At 73.5% G+C, this 21,530-nt stretch carries 22 protein-coding genes and 1 tRNA gene; 13 read left to right on the top strand and 10 right to left on the bottom strand.

Features of this window, described 5'->3' with window-relative positions:
- The first annotated feature begins 44 nt into the window (after nt 1-44).
- The 5 genes from C0216_RS24825 (at nt 45) to C0216_RS24805 (ending at nt 4,017) form a co-directional block, all read left to right on the top strand.
- The gene (locus C0216_RS24825) at nt 45-503 is read left to right on the top strand and encodes a peroxiredoxin (protein WP_114057425.1); all 459 of its coding nucleotides are present in this window, start codon (nt 45-47) and stop codon (nt 501-503) included.
- 172 nt (nt 504-675) lie between these two features.
- Nucleotides 676-1,251, top strand: coding sequence for a TerD family protein (locus C0216_RS24820; RefSeq protein ID WP_114057424.1), 576 nt, complete (start codon nt 676-678; stop codon nt 1,249-1,251).
- A 154-nt stretch (nt 1,252-1,405) separates the two neighbouring features.
- Complete coding sequence (locus C0216_RS24815; RefSeq protein WP_114057423.1) at nt 1,406-1,981, top strand: TerD family protein; 576 nt, start codon at nt 1,406-1,408, stop codon at nt 1,979-1,981.
- A 26-nt stretch (nt 1,982-2,007) separates the two neighbouring features.
- Nucleotides 2,008-3,120, top strand: coding sequence for a DUF475 domain-containing protein (locus tag C0216_RS24810; protein WP_114057422.1), 1,113 nt, complete (start codon nt 2,008-2,010; stop codon nt 3,118-3,120).
- Nucleotides 3,121-3,282: 162 nt separating this feature from the next.
- Nucleotides 3,283-4,017 (top strand): TerD family protein, encoded by a 735-nt coding sequence (locus C0216_RS24805; RefSeq protein WP_114057421.1) that lies wholly within the window; start codon nt 3,283-3,285, stop codon nt 4,015-4,017.
- A gap of 84 nt (nt 4,018-4,101) precedes the next feature.
- On the opposite strand, the gene C0216_RS24800 is transcribed toward C0216_RS24805, so the two are convergent.
- Complete coding sequence (locus C0216_RS24800; protein ID WP_114057420.1) at nt 4,102-4,911, bottom strand: TerD family protein; 810 nt, start codon at nt 4,909-4,911, stop codon at nt 4,102-4,104.
- A 195-nt stretch (nt 4,912-5,106) separates the two neighbouring features.
- Here C0216_RS24800 and C0216_RS24795 point away from each other — a divergent pair, with 195 nt between their 5' ends.
- From C0216_RS24795 to C0216_RS24780, 4 genes are all read left to right on the top strand, one after another.
- Nucleotides 5,107-6,285 (top strand): HpcH/HpaI aldolase/citrate lyase family protein, encoded by a 1,179-nt coding sequence (locus C0216_RS24795; RefSeq protein ID WP_114057419.1) that lies wholly within the window; start codon nt 5,107-5,109, stop codon nt 6,283-6,285.
- Nucleotides 6,286-6,391: 106 nt separating this feature from the next.
- The gene (locus C0216_RS24790; protein WP_174250547.1) at nt 6,392-8,974 is read left to right on the top strand and encodes a phosphoribosyltransferase; all 2,583 of its coding nucleotides are present in this window, start codon (nt 6,392-6,394) and stop codon (nt 8,972-8,974) included.
- Entirely contained in the window at nt 8,971-9,801 is an 831-nt protein-coding gene (locus C0216_RS24785; RefSeq protein ID WP_114057417.1) for an HAD family hydrolase, read from the top strand. Before C0216_RS24790 ends, C0216_RS24785 begins: the two co-directional genes overlap by 4 nt.
- Nucleotides 9,798-10,457 carry an O-methyltransferase gene (locus C0216_RS24780; RefSeq protein ID WP_114057416.1) on the top strand — a complete coding sequence of 220 codons (660 nt, stop codon included), beginning with the start codon at nt 9,798-9,800 and terminating at the stop codon, nt 10,455-10,457. The genes C0216_RS24785 and C0216_RS24780 overlap by 4 nt, the downstream gene beginning before the upstream one ends.
- A gap of 41 nt (nt 10,458-10,498) precedes the next feature.
- Here the strand turns inward: C0216_RS24780 and C0216_RS24775 are convergent, their stop codons facing one another.
- The 3 genes from C0216_RS24775 to C0216_RS24765 form a co-directional block, all read right to left on the bottom strand.
- Entirely contained in the window at nt 10,499-10,708 is a 210-nt protein-coding gene (locus C0216_RS24775; protein ID WP_114057415.1) for an FmdB family zinc ribbon protein, read from the bottom strand.
- Between the two features lie 47 nt (nt 10,709-10,755).
- Nucleotides 10,756-11,301, bottom strand: coding sequence for a DUF4383 domain-containing protein (locus C0216_RS24770; RefSeq protein ID WP_114058893.1), 546 nt, complete (start codon nt 11,299-11,301; stop codon nt 10,756-10,758).
- A gap of 425 nt (nt 11,302-11,726) precedes the next feature.
- On the bottom strand, nt 11,727-12,974 hold the full coding sequence (locus C0216_RS24765) for a hypothetical protein (protein ID WP_174250453.1): 1,248 nt from the start codon (nt 12,972-12,974) through the stop codon (nt 11,727-11,729).
- Between the two features lie 104 nt (nt 12,975-13,078).
- On the opposite strand from C0216_RS24765, the gene C0216_RS24760 reads away from it, so the two are divergent.
- The 3 genes from C0216_RS24760 (at nt 13,079) to C0216_RS24750 (ending at nt 14,353) form a co-directional block, all read left to right on the top strand.
- Nucleotides 13,079-13,153 (top strand) — tRNA-Val (locus C0216_RS24760).
- A 565-nt stretch (nt 13,154-13,718) separates the two neighbouring features.
- Nucleotides 13,719-14,111: a TRADD-N-associated membrane domain-containing protein gene (locus C0216_RS24755; protein ID WP_246042680.1), complete on the top strand. Its 393-nt coding sequence runs from the start codon at nt 13,719-13,721 to the stop codon at nt 14,109-14,111.
- Nucleotides 14,112-14,125: 14 nt separating this feature from the next.
- Nucleotides 14,126-14,353, top strand: a complete 228-nt coding sequence (locus C0216_RS24750; RefSeq protein WP_114057413.1) for a DUF2277 domain-containing protein — start codon at nt 14,126-14,128, stop codon at nt 14,351-14,353.
- A 15-nt stretch (nt 14,354-14,368) separates the two neighbouring features.
- On the opposite strand, the gene C0216_RS24745 is transcribed toward C0216_RS24750, so the two are convergent.
- From C0216_RS24745 to C0216_RS24730, 4 genes are all read right to left on the bottom strand, one after another.
- The gene (locus C0216_RS24745; protein ID WP_114057412.1) at nt 14,369-14,866 is read right to left on the bottom strand and encodes a hypothetical protein; all 498 of its coding nucleotides are present in this window, start codon (nt 14,864-14,866) and stop codon (nt 14,369-14,371) included.
- Nucleotides 14,867-15,049: 183 nt separating this feature from the next.
- Nucleotides 15,050-15,667: a DedA family protein gene (locus C0216_RS24740; protein WP_114057411.1), complete on the bottom strand. Its 618-nt coding sequence runs from the start codon at nt 15,665-15,667 to the stop codon at nt 15,050-15,052.
- A gap of 132 nt (nt 15,668-15,799) precedes the next feature.
- On the bottom strand, nt 15,800-17,476 hold the full coding sequence (locus C0216_RS24735; protein ID WP_114057410.1) for an alkaline phosphatase D family protein: 1,677 nt from the start codon (nt 17,474-17,476) through the stop codon (nt 15,800-15,802).
- A 117-nt stretch (nt 17,477-17,593) separates the two neighbouring features.
- On the bottom strand, nt 17,594-18,238 hold the full coding sequence (locus tag C0216_RS24730) for an HNH endonuclease family protein (protein ID WP_114058891.1): 645 nt from the start codon (nt 18,236-18,238) through the stop codon (nt 17,594-17,596).
- A 624-nt stretch (nt 18,239-18,862) separates the two neighbouring features.
- Between C0216_RS24730 and C0216_RS24725 the strand changes: the two genes are divergently transcribed.
- Nucleotides 18,863-19,456: a TMEM165/GDT1 family protein gene (locus tag C0216_RS24725; RefSeq protein ID WP_114057409.1), complete on the top strand. Its 594-nt coding sequence runs from the start codon at nt 18,863-18,865 to the stop codon at nt 19,454-19,456.
- A 180-nt stretch (nt 19,457-19,636) separates the two neighbouring features.
- Here C0216_RS24725 and C0216_RS24720 read toward each other — a convergent pair whose 3' ends face one another.
- Nucleotides 19,637-20,320, bottom strand: coding sequence for an HAD-IA family hydrolase (locus tag C0216_RS24720; RefSeq protein ID WP_114057408.1), 684 nt, complete (start codon nt 20,318-20,320; stop codon nt 19,637-19,639).
- Between the two features lie 650 nt (nt 20,321-20,970).
- Nucleotides 20,971-21,516: a peptidoglycan-binding domain-containing protein gene (locus C0216_RS24715; protein ID WP_114057407.1), complete on the bottom strand. Its 546-nt coding sequence runs from the start codon at nt 21,514-21,516 to the stop codon at nt 20,971-20,973.
- Between the last annotated feature and the right edge of the window lie 14 nt (nt 21,517-21,530).

Raw genomic sequence — 21,530 nt, 5'->3', positions numbered from 1 at the left:
CGAACAGCCCAGAGCAGGGATGCGGGAACGAAGGGATGCGACAGATGGCCATCGAGGTCGGCAACAAGGCTCCGGACTTCGAACTCAAGGACAACCACGGCGCCACGGTGCGGCTCTCCGACTTCCGCGGGGAGAAGGCCGTCGTGCTGCTCTTCTACCCCTTCGCCTTCACCGGCGTCTGCACCGGCGAACTGTGCGAGCTGCGCGACCAGCTGCCCCGCTTCCAGAACGACGACGTCCAGCTCCTGGCCGTCTCCAACGACTCCGTGCCGACCCTGCGCGTCTTCGCCGAGCAGGAGGGCCTCGACTACCCGCTGCTCTCCGACTTCTGGCCGCACGGCGAGACCTCCCGCGCCTACGGCGTCTTCGACGAGGACAAGGGCTGCGCGCTGCGCGGCACGTTCATCATCGACAAGGACGGCATCGTGCGCTGGACCGTCGTCAACGGGCTGCCCGACGCGCGTGACCTGAACGAGTACACCAAGGCCCTCGACAGCCTCTGATCCGGCCCCCGGGGCTCCCCTCCGGCCGGGTTCCGCGTGAAACCTCGTCCGGGCGGGAACCGGTCACTAGGATCGACACGTTGATCGGGTAGCCCTGCCGGCCCGCCGCCGGGAGGGTCCCATCGCACGACAGGGGCACCGACCCCGCACTCATGAACCCATTGGAGGACCCGTGGGAGTCAGCCTCAGCAAGGGCGGCAACGTCTCGCTGACCAAGGCCGCACCGAACCTGACGGCCGTGCTCGTCGGTCTCGGCTGGGATGCCCGCACCACCACCGGTGTCGACTTCGACCTCGACGCCAGCGCGATCCTGACCAACGACCAGGGCAAGGTCGCCAGCGACGCCAACTTCGTGTTCTTCAACAACCTGAAGAGCCCGGACGGCTCCGTCGAGCACACCGGCGACAACCTCACCGGCGAGGGAGAGGGCGACGACGAGGCGATCAAGGTGAACCTGGCGTCCGTCCCGGCCGACGTCGCCAGGATCGTCTTCCCGGTGTCGATCTACGAGGCGGAGAGCCGCCAGCAGAGCTTCGGCCAGGTCCGCAACGCCTACATCCGCGTCGTGAACCAGGCCGACAACACCGAGCTCGCCCGCTACGACCTCTCCGAGGACGCCTCGACCGAGACGGCCATGGTCTTCGGCGAGCTCTACCGCAACGGTGCGGAGTGGAAGTTCCGCGCCATCGGCCAGGGCTACGCCTCGGGCCTGCGCGGCATCGCGCAGGACTTCGGCGTCAACGTCTGAGCCCCGGACTGCCGGCCCGCCGGCAGTCCCACCCGTCCGGCGTCGTGCACACCGCGTGTACGGCGCCGGACGCGCTTGGCACCGATCCACCGCCGGCCCGCCGGAGCACCCCGGGGGCGCCGCGACCACCACGTCGTCCGGGGAGGACTTCAACATGGGCGTCACACTCGCCAAGGGGGGCAACGTCTCCCTGTCCAAGGCCGCACCGAACCTCACCCGGGTCCTGGTCGGTCTGGGCTGGGACGCGCGCTCGACGACAGGGGCCGACTTCGACCTCGACGCCAGCGCGCTGCTGTGCCGCGACGGCCGGGTCCTGGGGGACCGGTACTTCGTCTTCTACAACAACCTCAAGAGCCCGGAGGGCTCCGTCGAGCACACCGGCGACAACCTCACCGGCGAGGGCGACGGCGACGACGAGTCGATCCTCGTCGACCTGAGCAGGGTCCCCGCCGAGGTCGACAAGATCGTCTTCCCGGTGTCGATCCACGAGGCGGACGCACGCCGCCAGACCTTCGGCCAGGTCACCAACGCCTTCATCCGCGTCGTGAACGACGCCGACGGCCAGGAGCTCGCGCGCTACGACCTCACCGAGGACGCCTCCAACGAAACCGCGATGATCTTCGGCGAGGTCTACCGGTACGGGGGCGAGTGGAAGTTCAGGGCGGTGGGACAGGGGTACGCATCGGGCCTCAGGGGCATCGCTCTAGACTTCGGGGTCAACGTTTCGTAAAAGCCGTACAAGATCATGGGGTGCCAGTGGTTCTGAAAACCTTCGGCTGGTCGTTCGCCATCACGGCGCTCGCCCTTGCCTTCGCCGCTTGGCAGTGGGGGTGGGAGGCATTCGGGGTCGTACTGATCCTGTCGATCCTCGAGATCTCGCTGTCCTTCGACAATGCGGTCGTCAACGCCGGAATCCTGAAGAAGATGAACGCCTTCTGGCAGAAGATCTTCCTCACCATCGGCATCCTGATCGCGGTCTTCGGCATGCGGCTGGTGTTCCCCGTGGCCATCGTCGCGATCAGCGCCAAGGTCGGCCCGATCGAGGCGGTCCAGCTCGCCCTCGATAACCCGGCGCAGTACGAGGCGCTCGTCACCGACGCCCACCCGGCGATCGCCGCGTTCGGCGGAATGTTCCTGCTGATGATCTTCCTCGACTTCATCTTCGAGGAGCGCGAGCACGCCTGGCTGGCGTGGCTGGAGCGGCCCCTGGCCAAGCTCGGCAAGGTCGACATGCTCTCGGTGTGCGTGGCCCTGATCGCCCTCCTGGTCTCGGCGATGGTCTTCGCCACGAACGCCCACACCAGCGCCGGCCACGCGGACAAGTCCGCCACCGTGCTGCTCGCCGGCGTCGCCGGCCTGATCACGTACCTGATCGTCGGCGGCCTGTCCTCCTTCTTCGAGAACAAGCTGGAAGAAGAAGAGGAGCGCGAGCACGAGGAGGAGGAGAAGGCCAAGGCCGCGGGCAAGCCCGTCTCCGCCGTCGGCCTCGCCGGCAAGGCCGCGTTCTTCCTCTTCCTGTACCTCGAGGTCCTGGACGCGTCCTTCTCCTTCGACGGCGTCATCGGCGCCTTCGCCATCACCAACCACATCTTCTGGATGGCGCTCGGCCTCGGCGTCGGCGCCATGTACGTCCGGTCGCTGACGGTCTACCTGGTCCGCCAGGGCACCCTCGACGACTACGTCTACCTGGAGCACGGCGCGCACTACGCGATCGGCGCCCTCGCCTTCATCCTGCTCGTCACCATCGAGCACGAGATCAGCGAACTCATCACCGGCACGATCGGCGTCATCCTGATCGCCGCCTCCTTCTGGTCCTCGGTCCGCCGCAACAAGCGGATGCTGCCGGAGGTGGCCACCGTCGACGCATGACCGCGGCGGTAATGCGGAACGCTCAACTGCGGGGCGGCCCGCCGGGTCCACGGACCCGGCGGGCCGCCCCGTCCGCGTGACCGCCCCCGCGCGGGCGGCGCGGACGCGACCAGACGAGACCGAGGGGATCAGGGGATCCCGGGAACAGAGGGGGGACAGGGGATGGGATTCTTCGACGGGATCAGGGGGAGCCGGGCCCTCGACTTCGACGCGGGCGGCCCCGCGTCGGCGATCGAGCTGACCCGCAGGCGCCCGACGGTGTCGCTGACCAAGCAGGGCGCGGTCCACGGCAACCTGCGCGTGAACCTCTCCTGGCGAATGCGCTCCTCCGACATCAGCGGCCGCGGAGGCCTGGGCGCCGGGCTCCTGAGGCACCCGTTCAAGCTGTTCAAACCGGACATGGTGCAGGCCCACACACAGGGCATGGTCAACGTCGACCTCGACATCGGCTGCCTGTACGAGCTCGCCGACGGCACCCGGGGCGTCGTCCAGCCCCTCGGCAACCTGCTCGGCGACCTCAACGACCCGCCGTACGTCAAGCTCAGCGGCGACGACCGGTTCGGGGCGCCCTCCGGGGAGACGGTCTACGTCAACCTCGACCACGCCGACGACATCAAACGGCTGCTCGTGTTCGTCTACATCTACGACCAGACACCCGCCTTCGACCGGACGAACGCCCTGGTCACCCTCTACCCGGGCACCGGGCCGCGGATCGAGATCCCGCTGGACGAGCGGCAGCCGGAGGCCCGCTCCTGCGCGGTCGTCTCGATCGAGCACGTCAAGGGCGAGCTGGTCGTCCGCCGGGAGGTGAAGTTCGTGTACGGCTTCCAGTCCGAACTGGACCGGCTCTACGGGTGGGGCCTGCAGTGGGGGCGCGGCTACAAGACCAAGGCCTGACCGGCCCGCGGGGCGGCGGGCCGGTCAGGGGGCCGGGCCGGGAATGCCGACCGCGGCCCCGGCCGGCGTTCCCGGCGGGCGGGCTCAGCGGCGCATGAACTGCGGGCCCTGCACCGGCAGCCGGAACGCCGGGTCGGCGCCCGGCCCGGGGGACACCGGCTGCGGGTACCCGTACGCGGGCGGCGCGGCCGGCGGCGCCTGCGTCGGCGGAGCCGGCTGCTGCGGCAGCGGCGTCGGCGGTGCCATCGCGGCCGTCCGGTCCGGGTCGGCGGCGCCCGCCCCCGCAGGGCCCGCCCCCGCGGCAGCCCCGGCAGCCGCGGACGCGCCGTCCGCGGGGCTCTCGGCGGCATTCTCGTCGACCGAGATCCCGTGGTCCGTCGCCAGTCCCACCAGGCCGTCCGAATAGCCCTCGCCCAGGGCGCGGAACTTCCACGCTTCGCCCCGCCGGTACAGCTCGCCGCAGATCAGGGCCGTCTCCGCGCCCGTCTCGGGCCGCACGTCGAAGTAGGCCACCGGCTCGCCGCCGCCGCTCGCCGTGGCGTCGTACAGCAGGATCCGCAGGTCCCGTACCCGCTCGAAGGGCACGTCCTCGGCGGAGGCGACCACCAGGACCCGGTCCACCGCGGACGGCACCGCCCGCAGGTCCGCCTGCACCGCGTCGGTGACCGCATCACCGACCTGCTTCTTGCCCAGGCGCCACACCGACCCCGAGGGGTGGCGGGGCTGGTTGTAGAAGACGAAGTCCTCGTCCGACCGCACCCGGCCGTCCGGGCCCACCAGCAGGGCGGAGGCGTCCACGTCCGGGACATCGGCGCCGCCCGTCCAGCGCAGCACCGCCCGGACCGCCACCGAGGTCACCGGGATGTTCGAGCCCTTCTGCATCGCGCGCGTCATGCCCGCCATCCTGCCCTCCCGGGGCCGCGCGGAACAACGCGGCCCCCCGCAGCACCCGTGTCCCCGCCGGAACGGGTGGGCATGTGCAAGAGGGTTACCTGAACTTCATGTGCTCGAGGAACTCCGGGCTGACGTTCGTACGTACTATTACCGGCCACGCCACACTTGGGCCGCAGAGCCAGCACGGGAGAGCACATGCGTCACTTTGGGCACGTATCGCCCGCGGTTCGCGAGAACCTCTTCCACCAGGAGCCGGCCGAGTTCACCGCTGCCTCCCCCGCCCGCCTGCTCGCGGCGGCCCTCGGCGCCACCCTCTACAGCCCGGCCACCCGCCCCAAGCTCGCCGCCGACATCCGCAAGCAGGCCGACCGCGGCGTCGTCTCCATGGTCCTCTGCCTGGAGGATTCCATCAGCGACGGCGATGTCGCCGACGCCGAGGACAACCTCGTCCGCCAGTTCGCCGACCTCGACGCCCTCAGCGCCGCGGACGGCACCGAGCCGCCGCTGCTCTTCATCCGCGTCCGCACCCCCGAGCAGATCCCCGACCTCGCCCGCCGCCTCGGCTCCTCCGCCCGCCTCCTGGCCGGATTCGTACTCCCCAAGTTCACGCAGAGTCGCGGCACCGCCTTCCTCGACGCCGTCGCCGACGCCGAGCAGTGCACCGGGCTCCCCCGGCTGTACGCGATGCCCGTCCTGGAGACCCCCGACCTCCTCCACCTCGAAACCCGCGCCGAAGCCCTCGCCGGCATCTCCCGCACCGTCGGCCGCCACCGCGACCGCGTCCTCGCCCTGCGCCTCGGTGTCACCGACTTCTGCTCCGCGTACGGGCTGCGCCGCACCCCCGACATGACCGCGTACGACATCCAGATCGTCGCCGGGGTCATCGCCGACGTCGTCAACGTCCTCAGCCGCGCCGACGGCACCGGCTTCACCGTCACCGGCCCCGTCTGGGAGTACTTCCGCCGCCAGCAGCGCCTCTTCAAGCCGCAGCTGCGCCGCAGCCCGTTCCTGGAGGAAGGCGTCGAGGAACTGCGCACCGCCCTCATCGAACACGACCTGGACGGCCTGCTCCGCGAGATCGAACTCGACCGCGCCAACGGCCTCCTCGGCAAGACCTGCATCCACCCCGCCCACACCACCCCCGTGCACGCCCTGTCCGTCGTCTCCCACGAGGAGTTCAGCGACGCCCAGGACATCCTGCGCCCCGAGCGCGGCGGCGGCGGCGTCATGCGCTCCGCGTACACGAACAAGATGAACGAGGTGAAGCCCCACCGGGCCTGGGCCGAGCGCACCCTGCAGCGCGCCGAGGCCTTCGGGGTGGCGAAGGAGAACGTCGGCTTCGTCGACCTGCTCACCGCCGGACTCCAGGTGTGAGCCGGCCGTGGCGGACGGACGGGCGGATCCGGCGCGCGCAACCCGTGCGCACCGGCAGGCAAGGCCGGCGGCATTGACCGCCCCGGCCACGGAGAAAGGCAAGACGATCGACGCGGTGTGGTCGGGAACCTGGGTGGCGGACCGGCTGGGCGTACGCCTGGAAGGAGCCTCCGGCGACCCCGGGGCGCCACGGCTGGAGGCACTCCTGGGCCTCGCCCTGCGGCGCAACCCCAAGCGGGCCCACCTGCTCGTCTCGAACGTCCTCGGCAAGCACGTCCCCCAGTCCCCGCAGGCCGTCTACGCCGCCGGGCACGGCCTCGGCGAGCGGGTCCGCGCCCTCCTCGACGCCTCCGGCGAGGACCCCGCCACCGCGGTCGTCCTCGGCTACGCCGAAACCGCCACCGGCCTCGGCCACTGTGTCGCCGACGGCCTCGGCGCCGCCCCCTACCTGCACTCCACCCGCCGCCCCGTACCCGGCCTGGCCGCGTCCGGCGGCTTCGAGGAGAGCCACTCCCACGCCACCTCGCACCTGCTGCTGCCCGAGGACCCGCAGCTGCTCGCCGGCAGCGGGCCGCTCGTCCTCGTCGACGACGAGTTCTCCACCGGCAGCACGGTCCTCAACACCATCCGCGACCTGCACTCCCGCAACCCGCGCACCCACTACGTCGTCGTCGCCCTCGTCGACGTCCGCTCCCCGGCCGACCGCGAGCGCCTCGCCGCGTTCGCCGCCGACATCGGCGCCCGCGTGGACCTGCTGGCCCTCGCCTCCGGGACGGTGCACCTGCCCGAGGGGGTGCTGGCGCGCGGGCAGGCCCTCGTCGCCGAGTACGAGCAGCGGGGCGCGGGCGCGCCGGGTGGTGCGAACGCGGCGGGTGACGCAGGTGCGGCTCCGGCTGCGGCTGAGGCCCGCGCGGCTGATGCGGCCGAGGCCGCCACCGCCTCCCGCCCGGGCGCCGGGGCCGCCGTACGCGTCCGCCTCGACTGGCCCGCCGCCCTGCCCGACGGCGGCCGCCACGGCTTCACCCCCGCCCACCGCGCCCTGCTGGAGGCGTCCCTGCCGCGGCTCGCGGGGCAGCTCGCCGCGGCCCTCGGCCCCGAACCCGGCCGTGTCCTCGTCCTCGGCAGCGAGGAGCTCATGTACGCGCCGCTGCGCCTCGCCCGCGCCCTGGAGGAGTCCGGCGCCGCCCGCGAGGTCCGCTTCTCCACCACGACCCGCTCACCCGTCCTCGCCGTCGACGACCCCGGCTACGCGATCCGCACCCAGCTCGTCTTCCCCGCCCACGACGCCCCGGCCGACGGGCCCGGCGACCGCTACGCCTACAACGTCGCCGGCGCCGGCTTCGACACCGTCGTCGCCGTCGTGGACAGCCACGGCGACACCGCCGCCCTGCACGCCCCCGACGGGCTCCTCGCCCGCCTCGCCCCGCACGCCGGCCGCGTCCTGCTCGCCGTCGTCCCCGCCCGCCGCCCCGCCGGCGCGGCCGGGCCCGCCACCCCCGCCACCGCCGACCGGCAGGAGCCGACCATGCCCGAGCCGCTGCGCGGCCCCGCCTTCTCCTCGTACGCCCCCGAGGACGTCGGCTGGCTCCTCCAGGACCTCTCCGACGTCGCCCTGGAGGCCCCGACCGAAGAGCGCGAGGAGGCCATCCAGGCCGGCGGCGCCCACTACGCCGAGTCCCTGCCCGTCGAGTACCAGCCGTCGCCGCAGTACCAGGAGCTGTACCGCAGCGCGCTCGCCGGCTCCGCCGCCCGCATCGCCCGGGCCGTCGGCACCGTCACCGAGACCGTCCTCGCCGAGCGCTCCCCCTCCCCGGTCCTGGTGTCGCTGGCCCGTGCCGGGACGCCCGTCGGCGTGCTCATGCGCCGCTGGGCGGCCGCCCGGCACGGCCTGGACCTGCCGCACTACGCCGTCTCCATCGTCCGCGGCCGCGGCATCGACGCCAACGCGCTGCGCTGGCTGGCCGCCCGGCACGACCCGGCCGACGTGGTGTTCGTCGACGGCTGGACCGGCAAGGGCGCCATCACCCGCGAACTCGCCGCCGCACTGCGCGCGTACCGCGACCAGGAGGGCCCCGGCGCCGCGGAGTTCGACGGGGACGTCGTCGTCCTCGCCGACCCCGGCTCGTGCGTCTCCACGTACGGCACCCGCGAGGACTTCCTCATCCCCTCCGCCTGCCTCAACTCCACCGTCTCCGGCCTGGTGTCGCGTACCGTGCTGCGAGACGACCTGGTCGGGCCCGGCGACTTCCACGGCGCGAAGTTCTACCGCGAACTCGCCGGGGCCGACGTGTCCGCCGACTTCGTCGACACCGTCGCCGCCTGCTTCGACGAGGTGGCCGACACCGTCGCCGCCGACGTCAAGGAGCTCCTGGCGGCCGACCGCACGCCGACCTGGGAGGGCTGGGCGGCCGTGGAGCGGATCAGCGAGGAGTACGGCATCCACGACGTGAACCTGGTCAAGCCCGGAGTCGGCGAGACCACCCGCGTGCTGCTGCGGCGCGTGCCCTGGAAGATCCTGGCCCGGCGCGGCGCCGGAGCCGACCTGGCCCACGTACGGCTGCTCGCCGAGCAGCGCGGCGTACCGGTGGAAGAGGTCGACGGGCTGCCCTACACGTGCGTGGGACTCATCCACCCCCGATACACGCGCGGCGCCACCGGCGCCGACGGAAAGGCTGTGGCCTCCAAGTGACCGTCCTGGTAGCCAGCGACCTCGACCGCACCCTCATCTACTCGGCGGCGGCGCTCGCCCTCACCATGCCCGACGCGGCAGCCCCGCGGCTGCTCTGCGTCGAGGTCCACGAGAGCCGCCCGCTGTCCTACATGACCGAGGCGGCGGCCGCACTCCTCGCCGAACTGACCGCCGACCCCGGGGTGGTGTTCGTCCCGACCACGACCCGCACGCGCAAGCAGTACCAGCGCATCCGCTTCCCCGGCCGCCCCGCCCGGTACGCGATCTGCGCGAACGGCGGGCAGCTGCTGGTGGACGGCGTACCGGACCGGGACTGGCGGCGGCAGGTCGCGGCCCGCCTCGCCGAGGAGTGCGCCCCGCTGGAGGAGGTGCACGGCCACCTGCTGGCGGCCGCCGACCCGGCGTGGCTGCGCAAGGCGCGTGTCGCGGAGGACCTCTTCGCCTACCTCGTCGTCGAACGCGAACGGGTACCCGACGAGTGGATCAAGTCGCTGGCCGACTGGGCCGAGGCCCGCGGCTGGACCGTCTCCCTCCAGGGCCGCAAGGTGTACGCGGTGCCGCGGCCGCTGACGAAGAGCGCCGCGATGCGCGAAGTGGCCCGCCGCACCGGCGCGACCACCACCCTCGCCGCCGGGGACTCCCTGCTGGACGCGGACCTGCTGCTCGCGGCGGACGCCGCCTGGAGGCCCGGCCACGGCGAACTGGCCGACTGCGGCTGGACGGCGCCGACGGTGACGGCGCTCGCGGAACGAGGAGTCGCGGCCGGGGAGGAAATCGTGCGGGCGTTCACCCGGAAGGCGGCCGCAGCCGGGACACTGGCCCCATGACCAAGGGCAACAGTACGAAGATCACGGACGAGCTGTACCGGTACATGCTCGACCACAACCCGCCGCTCGACCCGGTCGCCGCGAAGCTGGTGGAGCGGACCTACGCCGAGTTCCCCGACGTCGCCGGCATGCAGTCCGCGGAGGAGCAGGGGCCGCTGCTGGCGTTCCTCGTCCGGCTGACCGGCGCCCGGCACGTGGTGGAGATCGGCACCTTCACCGGCTTCTCCACCCTCGCCATGGCACAGGCCCTCCCGGAGGACGGCGCCATCGTCGCCTGCGACGTCTCCGAGGAGTGGACGGCGTACGGGCGCGAGGCCTGGGCGGAGGCCGGCGTCGCCGACCGCATCGACCTGCGGATCGCCCCCGCGCTGGAGACGCTCCGGGCGATGCCGCAGGAACCGCACATCGACCTCGCGTACGTCGACGCCGACAAGGAGAGCCAGATCGCGTACTGGGAGGAACTCGTCCCGCGGATGCGGACCGGCGGGCTCGTCGTCACCGACAACACCCTCTTCCACGGGAGGGTCGTGGACGAGGCGGCGACGGGCGCGGCGGCGGCCGTGCGCGCCTTCAACGACCACGTCGCCGCCGACTCGCGCATGGAGTCCGTACTGCTGGCGATCTCCGACGGCCTGACGCTGTCGCGCAAGCGCTGACGGACTCCGGGGGCCGTGCCGGGCCGGCCTTGGGGCCGGGATCAGCAGCAGCCCCCGCCGCCGCAGCAGCCCCCGCCCCCGCCCGACGGGGCGGGGGCACTGCTGGTCCCGCCCACGGCGACGGCGGAGAGCAGCTTGACGGTGTCGGAGTGACCGGCGGGGCAGTCGGCGGGAGCGGACGACTCGGCCATGGGACGGCTCACCACGAAGGTGTCGTCGCAGGTCCGGCAGCGGAATTCGTAACGGGGCATGGGCCTAGGCTACCGAGGCGGCGCAGGCGGCGGGAGGCAGCGGGAGGCTACAGCCCGTGGCGGGCCTGGAGCCGGGCCCGCGCCCGCTCCCGGGCCCGATCCTCCCTGGCGGCCTGCTCGGGATGGCGGGCCCGCCAGTACGGATTGTCGTGGGGCAGGGCGCTGCCCACCCGCCCGTACATCCCGAACCACATCAACATCACGCCGACGACGAAGCTGAACAACACGTTCTGGATCTCGAAGGCGAGGAAGTTCAGCTCGGTGTCCAGCAGAGCCAGGTTCACGAACCCGCTCGCGATGAACGCCAGCCCGAGCGTGATGTTCAACGTCGACGCGAAATTCCCGCCGATCACCATCCCGGCGAACAGCAGCAGCCCCACACAGATCGACAGGACGCTGAGCGCCCCGTTGGTGTTCAGGGAGAGGACGGTGTCGCCGCCGGTGTCGAAGAAGCCGATACGGTCGATCAACCCCAGCACCCCGAACACCACCAGCAGCAGCCCGGTCAGCCCGGCACCGACCCGGTACACGGTGATGAGCTTGTGGTCGGCGGGCAGGTGCTCGTCGAGCTGCGCCTCGACCGGATGCGTCATCCGGTGCAGCAGCTTGTGCCCGACCTTGTGCGCCCGCTGCCCGGCGTCCTCATGGGGTGTGTAGGGCGCATAGTTCTCGTGCGCCTCATGACACCCGTACGCCGCATGCGGGGCATAGACCTCGTGCACCACGGACGAAGACGCGGGCGCCGCCTGCCGCCCCCGTACGCCGCGCTCCTTGCGCCCCCTGCGAAACGTATGGGCAGCCATGACGCCCTCCTCAGCTCCGACCCTGCCCCTCCAGCATCCGCCGCCACCCATGCCCGGACAACCCCACCCAGACGGGCCCCCGGAGCGCGGGGCGCCCCAGCCGCATCCCGGCCGGCGACCCTGCATGCAGCAGGCGACCGCCCGGACCCGGAAGCGGCCCGCACCCACCGCTCGGCAGCGACCCGCGCCCCTGCCGTCCAGCCGGCCCGGCCGGTTCAGCCGTTGGCGCCGCGGCGGCCCCGCATGTCGGCGACCACCCGGCCGACCGCCGCCCGGACCTCCTCCATCTCCCGGAGAAAGTGCCAGTAATCGGGGTGCCGGCCCTCCAGGGACGCCACCGCACGGTCCACCCGGGCCACCGACTGGTCCAGCGGACCCGCATGCCGGGGATCCGGCACACTGCGACCCTCCATCGCCAGGCGCTGCGCATCCCGGATCGCGAAACGCGTCCGCTGCACCTCCGCCTGCGGGTCCCGGGCCACCGCCTCCAGCCGGGTCAGCCGGTCCTGCGCCGCCGACACGGCCTCGTCGGTCGAGTCCAGGGCGGACCTCACCGCCTCGATCAGCGTCGCGACGTCACCCCACCGCTGCTCCTCGCGGGCCTGCGCCGCCCTGACCAGCTCCTGCTCGGCCCGCCCCACGTCCTGCACCGCCTGCTCCGGCACCTGCTGGAGGTCCTGCCAGCACGCTGCCGAGAACCTCCGGCGCAGCTCGCTCAGCACCGGGTCCACCCGGTCCGCCCGGTTGCGCAGCGCCTGGGCCCGCGTCCGCAGGCTGACCAGCCGCCGGTCGATCTCCGCCGCCCGCTCCGGCAGCCGCTCCAGCTCGGCCCGTATCCCCTCGGCGTCGCGCAGGATCCGGTCCGCGCGCTGCACCGTCTCCTGCACGCCGTGCCGCGCCGCGCCCTGGTTGAGCAGGGTCAGCTCCGGCGCGAGCGCCGCCAGCCGGGCCGCGAACTCGTCCGCCCGCATCCCGCGGGCACGCACCTCGTCCAGCGCCGTGCTCGCCGCAAGCAGTGCTGCCTTCGCCCGCTCCCGGGCCGGCACGACCCGCGCCAGCTGCGTCTCCGCCCGGTCCAGCAGCGGCTGGATGCCCTGCGCGAAGCGGTCCAGCTCGGCCTTCACGCGGACCAGCCCGTCGCGCGCCCGCGTCAGCTCCTCCCGCGCCCGCCCCGCCACGGCCCCGTCCAGCTCGGGCCGGTCCAGGTCGTGCGCGTCGACCGCCTCGATGTACACATGGCTGGCCTCGTCGATCCGCTGCCCCAGCGCGGCGAACGCCTCGGCCGCCTGCCGCGCCGCGGGCGAACCGTCACCGGCGGCAATCGTCTCCAGCGAGATCCGCAGATCCCGCTGCGCGGTGTCCAGCTCGTAGAACGCCGCCGCCGCGGCATCCTTGGCCGCCTGGGCATCCGCCCTGCGACTGTCTCCCCGCCCGCCGAACCACCGCCGGGATGCCGTCGTCACAATCCCTCTCCCGTACCGCCGCCACCGTGCCCCGCTCCATTCTCCCCCAGCGAACGGGTTTGCGTGGGGGGTGCGCCCGCCATGTAGGCTGTCGGCTCGTCCACGGGTGCGTAGCTCAGGGGTAGAGCGCTGCTCTTACAAAGCAGATGTCGGCGGTTCGAAACCGTCCGCGCCCACCAGCACAAAGGCCCCCCGCCGATCTTGGCGGGGGGCCTTTGAGCGCTGCAAGTGACGGCAACCCCCCACGCGGCTGCCTGGGCGCCGCCGACGCATGTACCGGCGCCATGCATCGTGCACGATCCGGTCCGGCCGACACACCCGGCACACCACAGGGCAGCGCCCGCGCGTGCTCCGGAGCCGGGGTGGGCGGCTGGTTGGGGGCGCCACGCGGAGGGCATGAGTTCGGGAAGCGGTTCAGTTCCGGTTGCGGGCGCGCACGTTGCCGTGGCCGGCACCGGGGTGCAGCGGCCGGTGGCGGCCTTCCTGATGGGGCGCATCCGCACCTTCGTACGGCAGCGGGGCGGAGTGCGGCTGCGAGGAGTGAGCGGGGCACCGGGCGCGTCCGGGCAGGCGGCTGTGGGGGTGGTGGGCTTGTTCGGGGAGAGGCTTGAGCGGTGGCGGGGGGTTGAGCGGGAGCGGCTGCTCGCAGGGATGGGGGAACGGGAGGGGGAGCCGGATGCCAAGTACGCGGATGTGGGGGCCCTTCCGCGGGGCGGGCGGCGGGGGGACGGGGACTTCACGTCCGTGCTTGTCGAGTACTACGCCTATGGGCTGGCGCAGGCGCGGAGCAGCTTTGTCACCAGCCAGTGGTTCGCCGGGGCCGGGGCCGCGATCCTGCTGTTCGGGGTGGCGCTCGCCGTGTGGCGGGCCGAGACCTCCGGGGACCTCTACCTCGGCGTCGTGACGTGTTCCGTCGGGGTGGTCGTCACGCTGATCGGGCAGCTCCTCCACCGGCGGGCCGACATCGCGCTGCGGCACATGGCCGCGCAGACGGCGTCCCTCAGGGAGGACCGGCGGGCGGCCGCGGCCATGCAGCAGGCGGTCGGGCTGCTCGACGAGGTCGCCGACCCCGAGGTGCGGGCGCGGCTCCAGGCCGCCTTGATCGTGAAGCTGTCCGGAGCGGAACTGCCCCGGTAGCGGATAGTGGGGGTATGTGCCGTTCCATCAAGACGCTGCGACCGCCCGCCATCCCCGAGAAGGCCACCGAGGAGGAGATCCGCGCCGCCGCACTGCAGTACGTGCGGAAGGTGTCCGGTTTCCGGGCGCCCGCCGCGCACAACCAGGAGGTCTTCGACGCCGCCGTGGACGCCGTCGCCGAGGCGACGCGGGACCTGCTCGAAGGGCTGAAGGTGCGGGGGGCGGCGGCGCCGGCCGCGTAGCCGCCCCGCCGGCCGTCAGGTGGTGCGGGTGCGGCGGCGCAGCACCCAGACGCCCGCGCCGAGGGCGCTCGCGGCCAGGGTGCCGCCGACGGCGATCAGGGCCGGGTTGGCGCCGCCGATGCTGCCGCCGGTACCGCCGCGGGCCGCGCCCGGGGTGACCTGCAGGGACACCGTGATCCTGGAGCCGTCGCCGCAGTCGAAGGTGACCGAGTGCGCACCCGTGGAGGCGTTGTTGTAGACGGTCGCCGAACCGAAGAGGGCTGTGCCGTCGCCCGTCGCCGGGGCGAGGCGGGCATCGCCGAAGGCGGTGGACGTGGCCCTGGCCGCCCGGGTCGCGCAGCCGCGGAGCGTGAGGCTGACGCGGCTGCCAGGGGCGGCACTGGTCGGGGAGACCGTCGCGGTCGGTGACGTGACGGACGGGGCTGCGGTGACGGGAGTGGCGGTCGCGGCGGCCACGGCGAGCGTCGCGGCCGCGAGGCCCAGCAGGCGGCGGTTCGGCAGCTTGGCGGTCATGGAGAGAACTCCTCGGGGCTCCTCGAAACGGCGCGACCCCGCCACGGATGTGACGCGGAATTCGGCTGTGCGCCTCTCTGCGACGCTAGGAGCCCCCGCCGGGCACGGCGATTCAGGCTGGGTGAACGGGTGAGCCGGTGCGCCGTCCGGGGGATGCGTGACGCGTACGTGTTGCCGCTGCTGCTATACCGCCGGCGACGGGCGGCGGATCACGAAGCCCGCCAGGGCCCCCGCGGCGAACAGGGCCAGTACCGACACGGCGGTGCCGAGCCAGGCCGCGCCCAGCCACTGCGTACCGAAGTAGCCCAGGGCGACGCTGTAGCCGGCCCAGGCCATGCCGGCCAGTGCCGACCAGGGAAGGAACTCCCTGACCTTGCGGTGGGTCTTGCCGGCGCCGAGGGAGACCACCGACCGGCCGGCGGGCGCGAACCGGGCGATCACGACCAGGGCGCCGCCGCCTCGGGCCAGCGCCGTGCCGAGGCGCTCCTGGGCGAGCGTCAGCCTGCGGGACCGGGCGATGGCCCGCTCCAGCCGGCCCCCGCCGCGCCGGGCCACCCGGAACGCCGCCATGTCACCCAGCACCGACGACGTCGCGGCGATCACCAGGAGCGCCGCGATGTCCGGCACCTGCTCCGGCACGGGCACCGGACCGGCAGCGCCGGCCGCCGCCGCGGCCGCAGCCGCCGTGATCACCAGGACGCCGCTCGGCAATACCGGCAGGAACACGTCCAGCACCACCGACAAGGCCACCACGGCGTAGATCCACGGGCTCGTGGTCAGCGACCCCAGCGTCTCAAACAAGCGGGACTCCCCAGTCCGGTTGGCGTGCGACGGCATGCAGCGCCGCGACGTCGCGGGGGAGCGGCAGGAGCGGCTTGACAGCCACACAGCGTACGCCCGTGACCCGCCCGCCCGGCGCGCGGGTCCCGGCCCTCAACCGTCCGGTGTCAGCCGCCGGTCCAGCACACCCACCAGCCGCGCAGCGCGCCGACCGCCGCGGCCGCCGCGGCTGCGGCGCGCCTGGTCGAGGCGCAGCCGCGCCTCCCGGCCCGAAAGCGACAGCGTCATCAGCTGGTTGCCGAACCACGGCCCGCCCGTGCGCCGCCAGGCCAGCGGAGGCCGCCCCGTCCGCCCGTGCCGGGACAGGACCCGGCCCAGCCGGCGGCCCAGCCGCGACCAGCCCAGCCGGAAGCCCCATCTGACGACCCCGGGCACCGAGTTGTGCACCGGCGAGCACGTCAGCTGGAACACCCGCGCCGCCGTGGCCATCCGGGGCTCGGCCACGTACGCATGGTGGACGTCCCCGGAGAGGACCGCCAAGGTCGCCGGCGCCCGCGGGCCCGTCCCCACCTCCTCGATCAGGTCGCCGAGCGCGGCAAACGAGCCGGGGAACGCCGCCCAGTGCTCCAGGTCCGCCAGCCGCCGCAGCCGCTCGCCGACCCGCGCCCAGCGCGGCCCCCGCTCCCCGCGGCACAGCGCGGCGTCCCACACCTCGGCGTCGTGGATCAGAGGCGGTATCAGCCAGGGCAGCGACGAGCCGATCAGCAGGTGGTCGAAGCCCCCGTGGCCGGCGAGGGCGTTCTCCCGCAGCCACTGCTCCTCCGCCGGATGCAGCATGGCCCGCCGGTCCTCCGCCAGGACCCGGGCTGCCCGCGTGTCCACCATCAGCAGCCGGGTCCGGCCGAAGTCCCGGCGGTAGCTCCAGCGCACGGCCGCCGGGCCGGAGTCGGCCGCGGAGGCGAAGGCGCGCAGCGCCTCCGTACCGTCCGGGGAGGCACACACCGCCCCGTACAGCGGGTCGGCGGCCAGCTCGGCCGGGGAGAGGTTGCCCAGGTGCTGGTACACCCAGTACGACATCAGCCCGCTGAGCACGCGCTCCCGCCACCACGGCAGGGCCCGCATCTCCGCGAGCCAGGCCGCGCTGGTGTTCCAGTCGTCTATGACGTCGTGGTCGTCGAACATGTGGAGGCTGGGCACCGTGGACAGCAGCCAGCGGATCTCCGGGTCGCGCCACGACTCGTCGTACAGCCGCGTGTACTCCTCGTAGTCCGCGACCTGCGCGCCGGGCGGGTCCCGCAGGTCGCGGCGGGCCGCGAGCCACTGGCGGGTCTCCCGGGACGGCTGGTCGGCGTACACCTGGTCGCCGAGGAGCAGCAGGACGTCGGGCCGGGGCTCGTCCGGGTGGGCGGCGAGCCGCGCGGCGAGGGTGTCCAGCGCGTCCGGCCCGTGCGGCCCGTGCCGGTCGGCGGGCGGCGCCGCATGCCGGCACGAGCCGAACGTGATGCGTACGGACGGAGCGGCCCGGCCGGGGCCGGCGACGGCGGGCGTCGTGATCGTGCTCGGCGGGAAGCCGCTGTCGGGCAGCGGCCACACGCGGACTCCGTCCAGCAGGACCTCGTACGCCGTCGTGGTGCCCGGGGCCAGGCCCGACACCGGCACGACCGCGTAGTGGTGCCCCGCTATCTGGAACGTGCGCGCATCGCCTCCCGCGCCGTCGGCGCAGCGGACCTCGGCCCGGCACGGGCGGTCGGCCTCGACCCACAGCGTGGCCGAGCCGCCCGTCTCCCAGTCGACGTGGCGCAACAGCGGCCCCAGGCGCAGCGTGGCCATCGAACTCCCCCTCCTGACGACCCTGTGGTCACGGTACGACGGGGAGGGGGTGGCGGGCCTCCCCCGGGCGGGGGAAAAGGACCCGGGGCCGGGCGGGGGCGGACGTCCGGGCGGCCCTCAGCAGGCGTTCAGTTCGTTGACCAGGGCCGTCTTCTCCGCGGAGTCCATGCCCAGGCCCCAGTACTGCTTCACGTGGACCCACATACGGGCGTAGGTGCAGCGGTAGGAGGTGCGGGAGGGCATCCAGTCGGAGGGGTCCTTGTCGCCCTTGGCCTGGTTGACGTGGTCGGTGACCGCGATGAGCTGCGGTCGGGTGAGGTCGTTCGCGAACTGCTGGCGCCTGGAGGTGGTCCAGGAGGACGCCCCGGAGCGCCAGGCCTCGGCCAGCGGGACGACGTGGTCGATGTCGATGTCGGAGGCGGCGGTCCAGGTGGCGCCGTCGTACTCGGAGAACCAGGAGCCGCGGACGGAGGCGCAGGAGGAGTCCGTGACGACGCCCGAGCCGTCCCGCTTGAGGACCGTCTCGCGGGTGTTGCAGGTGCCGGAGACGGTGCTCCAGTGCGGGAACAGGGAGCGGCTGTAGCCGGTCAGGGAGCCTTCGGTGCGGGGTGTGACGGTGGCGAGGTAGGCCCGGGCGGAGGAGGCGCTGATGGGGGTGGGCGGGGCGGCGTGCGCGGCGGGGGCGCTCACGAGGGACGCGAGGGAGGCAAGGGCGGCGGAGGACGCGAGCACGCCGATGCGACGCGCGTAGACGGAGGGTATGCGGGCCGAGAGGGCCATGGGGGAGCTCCCTGGGGTGGTGGGGGTGTGGCGGCCGGAAGGCCCCGTGGGAGGGGGCCGCGGCCAGGGTGGCGGTGCCGGATTGCGGGTCGGCGGGCGCAAGGTTACCGGCTTGCGACATGTGCACGTCAGGCTTGTGAGCGGGCAACTTCCCCGGACTGAGCGGACGTTGGGGTTCCGGAGGGCGGGCACGGCGGAGGCCCGGCTTCCGGGGGCGGGGGGAAGGGGTGGGCCGGCGGGGGCAGCGGGTGCCCCCGCCGCACGCCTCCGCGGGGCTTCCCGACATGTCGTGACCGGGCCGCCTGCCTCGTTTCAGCGGCCGCGCCGTCGCGTATCCTTGGCGGAGCAGAAGGGGAGTAGCTCTTCGCCGGACCGTCGACATACTGCTGGGCCACCCAGCCGGCGCCCGGAGGCAGGCCGCACACCGCGGTCGGCCAGCGAGACCTTCGGCCGCAGTGTCCTGTCCGCGTTCACCGCACCCGTGCACCGCCACGGACGCACCGAACACCGTCAGGGCGCCGCCGAGCCGAAGCGACCCCTGACACAGCACTCCAGGTCTCTCGGAACAGCGGCGCCCGACCGCCCACCGATCGAGGTCCCAGCCCCGTGTTCAGCACCGACTTCAGCATCGCCGTCACGGCCATCGCCTTCGGCGTCGTCTTCCTCGCCGAACTGCCCGACAAGACCGCCCTCGCCGGCCTGGTCCTCGGCACCCGCTACCGCGCCTCGTACGTCTTCGCCGGAGTCGCCGCGGCCTTCGCCGTGCACGTGGCGCTCGCCATCGCCGCCGGCAGCGTCCTCACCCTGCTGCCCCACCGGCTCGTGCAGGCCGTCGTCGGCGTCCTCTTCCTCGCCGGCGCGGCGATGCTGCTGCTGAAGACGGGCGACGGGGACGAGGATGTCAAGCCGCCCGCCGACCAGTCCTTCTGGAAGGTCTCGGGCGCCGGCTTCATGCTGATCCTCGTCGCCGAGTTCGGCGACCTCACGCAGATCATGACCGCCAACCTCGCCGCCCGCTACGACAACCCGCTCTCGGTCGGCATCGGTGCCGTACTGGCTCTCTGGGCCGTCGCCGGCATCGGCATCCTCGGCGGCCGGACCCTCATGAAGTACGTCCCCCTCCGCCTCATCACGAAGATCGCGGCTGCCGTGATGACCGCCCTGGGCGGGTTCTCCCTGTACGAGGCCGTCGTCGGCTGAGCCTGGCCTGGGTACGCGGCCGGGGCGGAGGTGAGGCGGGGTGCCGGTCCGGCCGGTTCCCGGCCCCGGCCCCGGCCCCAGTCCCCGTCGGGCGTACGTGCGTACGGGGGTGCGGGGGCCGGTGTGCCGCCCGGGGCGGTTCTCGCCTCCCCGGGCCGGCGCGGCTGCCGTGACGCCAGGTCAGGCGGCGGGGGTGAGGGTGAGGTGGATCGAGCCGTCGGGAGCGGCGGCCACCTCGACGGACGCCAGGTCGGGGACGTGGGCCGCGGGGCTGTGCTTCGCGGCGCGCGGGCCTATGCCGATCACGCGCATGCCTGCGGCCTTGCCTGCGGCTATGCCGGCGGCGGAGTCCTCGAAGACGATGCAGTCGGCGGGGTCGACACCCAGTGCCGCCGCGCCCTTCAGGAAGCCCTCGGGGTGCGGCTTGCTGGCCTCGACGCACTCGGCGGTGACGCGCACCTCGGGCAGCGGCAGCCGGGCGGCTTCCATCCGGGCCGAGGCCAGGGCGGCGTCGGCGGAGGTGACCAGGGCGTGCGGCAGCCCGGCGATGGCCCGCATGAACTCCGGAGCCCCGCCGATCGGGACGACGCCGTCGGTGTCGGCGGTCTCGCGGGCGAGCATCACCGCGTTCTCTGCGTGGTTGAGCTCCATCGGGCGGTCGGGCAGCAGGATCGCCATCGTGGCGTAGCCCTGCCGGCCGTGGACCACCTTGAGGGCCTCCTCCGGGTCGAGGCCGTGTGAGACGGCCCACTCCCGCCAGCAGCGCTCGACCACGGCGTCCGAGTTGACCAGGGTGCCGTCCATGTCCAGCAGGAGGGCCTTGGCGGTGAGGACGGCGGGGGCGGTGGTGGTGCTGGCCGGCATCGGCGGGGCTCCAGACGGGGCGGGAGAAAGAAACAAGCGGTTCCGCCCACCGGTCAGGGAATGCGGACGGAACCACTTTGTTCCTACACGATACAAAACAAGGGGCCCGGTGCGCCAATCGCCCCCGGATGCGGACGAGACCCGGGCCTCGGGGCGGCCGCGGCGGCAGGGGAGGGCGCGGGCTCTGACGGCGGCCATTCCCCGGCTCTGCCGGCGGAGCGCCGCATGGTCGTCGGGGTGGAGGGCGGCGTGGGGACATCGGGAAGCGCATGGAGGGCAGGGAGTGACACAGCCTGCGGGGGAGGGCGTCCGCAGGGACCCGTGAGGGCCGGCCTGCCTGACAGGAGTCGGCGTCAGGACGGGTGGGGTGCCTGGCGAAGGCGGGGCCCGGCCCGCGGGGAGTCGGCGACGGTGAGTGCGGCGGCCGGTGGGCCGGGGGGTGAGGTGGGTTCGCGTGCCGGCGGCCCGTGGTGGCCGCGAGCCGGCGCCCGCCCGGGCCGCCCGGGCCGCCCGCCGGCCATGCTGTGCGCGGGCAGCGGCACGCGGGGCAGGGGACGTCGTACGGCCTCGTCAGCCGGGACCTCGGCCGGGTCGGGCGCAGGGCAGCCCGCCACGGCCCCTGCTCCGGGCAGGCGGCGGCTTCGTGGGCATCAGGCGGTGCGCTCCAGGGCCTTGCGGGTGGCGGGCCCGTAGACGCCGTAGCCGTCGTCGTAGATGTCGTTGCGCCACTGGAATTCCGCGACGGCTTCCTTGGTACGGCTGTCGAACCGGCCGGTGATCCTGCCGCGGTACACGCCGTTGGCCGCCAGGAGCCGCTGCATCTTCTCCACCTCCGGCCCCGAGTCGCCCTGGCGGAGGATGGGTGCCTTCGACGGCGATGCGGAGCCGGTCGCCGAACGGCTGGGGCTCGGCGTGGTGGGCGGTGCGGCCGGGGCCGCGGCGGTTGACGGAGCCGACGCGGTGGGTGACGGGGACGCCGACTTCGACGCCCTCGGAGACGCGGAGCGGGACGCCGACCTGGTGGGGGCGGCGGAGGGGGAGGCGGACTCCGTCGGGGTCGTCGGGAGGACGCTCGCGGCGGGCGCCGAGGGCTTGGCATCCAGGAGGACCGTGTCGCTCTCGACGGAACGCGACAGCATGCCCATCGCCAGCGCCACCGTGCCCACGGCGACCACCGTGCCGGTGCCCGCCAGCACCGTCGGGAACCGTC

This window comes from Streptomyces globosus, assembly GCF_003325375.1.
GTDB classification, from domain to species: domain Bacteria; phylum Actinomycetota; class Actinomycetes; order Streptomycetales; family Streptomycetaceae; genus Streptomyces; species Streptomyces globosus_A.
The sequence above is the reverse complement of the archived record's forward strand: the minus strand, read 5'-3'. Positions and strand labels throughout refer to the sequence as shown.

Coding starts and splice junctions, on each gene's coding strand:
- C0216_RS24795 (WP_114057419.1), top strand. CDS start 5,107: ATGCGTCACTTTGGGCACGTATCGCCCGCGGTTCGCGAGAACCTCTTC.
- C0216_RS24745 (WP_114057412.1), bottom strand. CDS start 14,866: ATGACCGCCAAGCTGCCGAACCGCCGCCTGCTGGGCCTCGCGGCCGCG.
- C0216_RS24720 (WP_114057408.1), bottom strand. CDS start 20,320: ATGCCGGCCAGCACCACCACCGCCCCCGCCGTCCTCACCGCCAAGGCC.
- C0216_RS24775 (WP_114057415.1), bottom strand. CDS start 10,708: ATGCCCCGTTACGAATTCCGCTGCCGGACCTGCGACGACACCTTCGTG.
- C0216_RS24800 (WP_114057420.1), bottom strand. CDS start 4,911: ATGACGCGCGCGATGCAGAAGGGCTCGAACATCCCGGTGACCTCGGTG.
- C0216_RS24805 (WP_114057421.1), top strand. CDS start 3,283: ATGGGATTCTTCGACGGGATCAGGGGGAGCCGGGCCCTCGACTTCGAC.
- C0216_RS24825 (WP_114057425.1), top strand. CDS start 45: ATGGCCATCGAGGTCGGCAACAAGGCTCCGGACTTCGAACTCAAGGAC.
- C0216_RS24735 (WP_114057410.1), bottom strand. CDS start 17,476: ATGGCCACGCTGCGCCTGGGGCCGCTGTTGCGCCACGTCGACTGGGAG.
- C0216_RS24815 (WP_114057423.1), top strand. CDS start 1,406: ATGGGCGTCACACTCGCCAAGGGGGGCAACGTCTCCCTGTCCAAGGCC.
- C0216_RS24780 (WP_114057416.1), top strand. CDS start 9,798: ATGACCAAGGGCAACAGTACGAAGATCACGGACGAGCTGTACCGGTAC.
- C0216_RS24770 (WP_114058893.1), bottom strand. CDS start 11,301: ATGACGCATCCGGTCGAGGCGCAGCTCGACGAGCACCTGCCCGCCGAC.
- C0216_RS24750 (WP_114057413.1), top strand. CDS start 14,126: ATGTGCCGTTCCATCAAGACGCTGCGACCGCCCGCCATCCCCGAGAAG.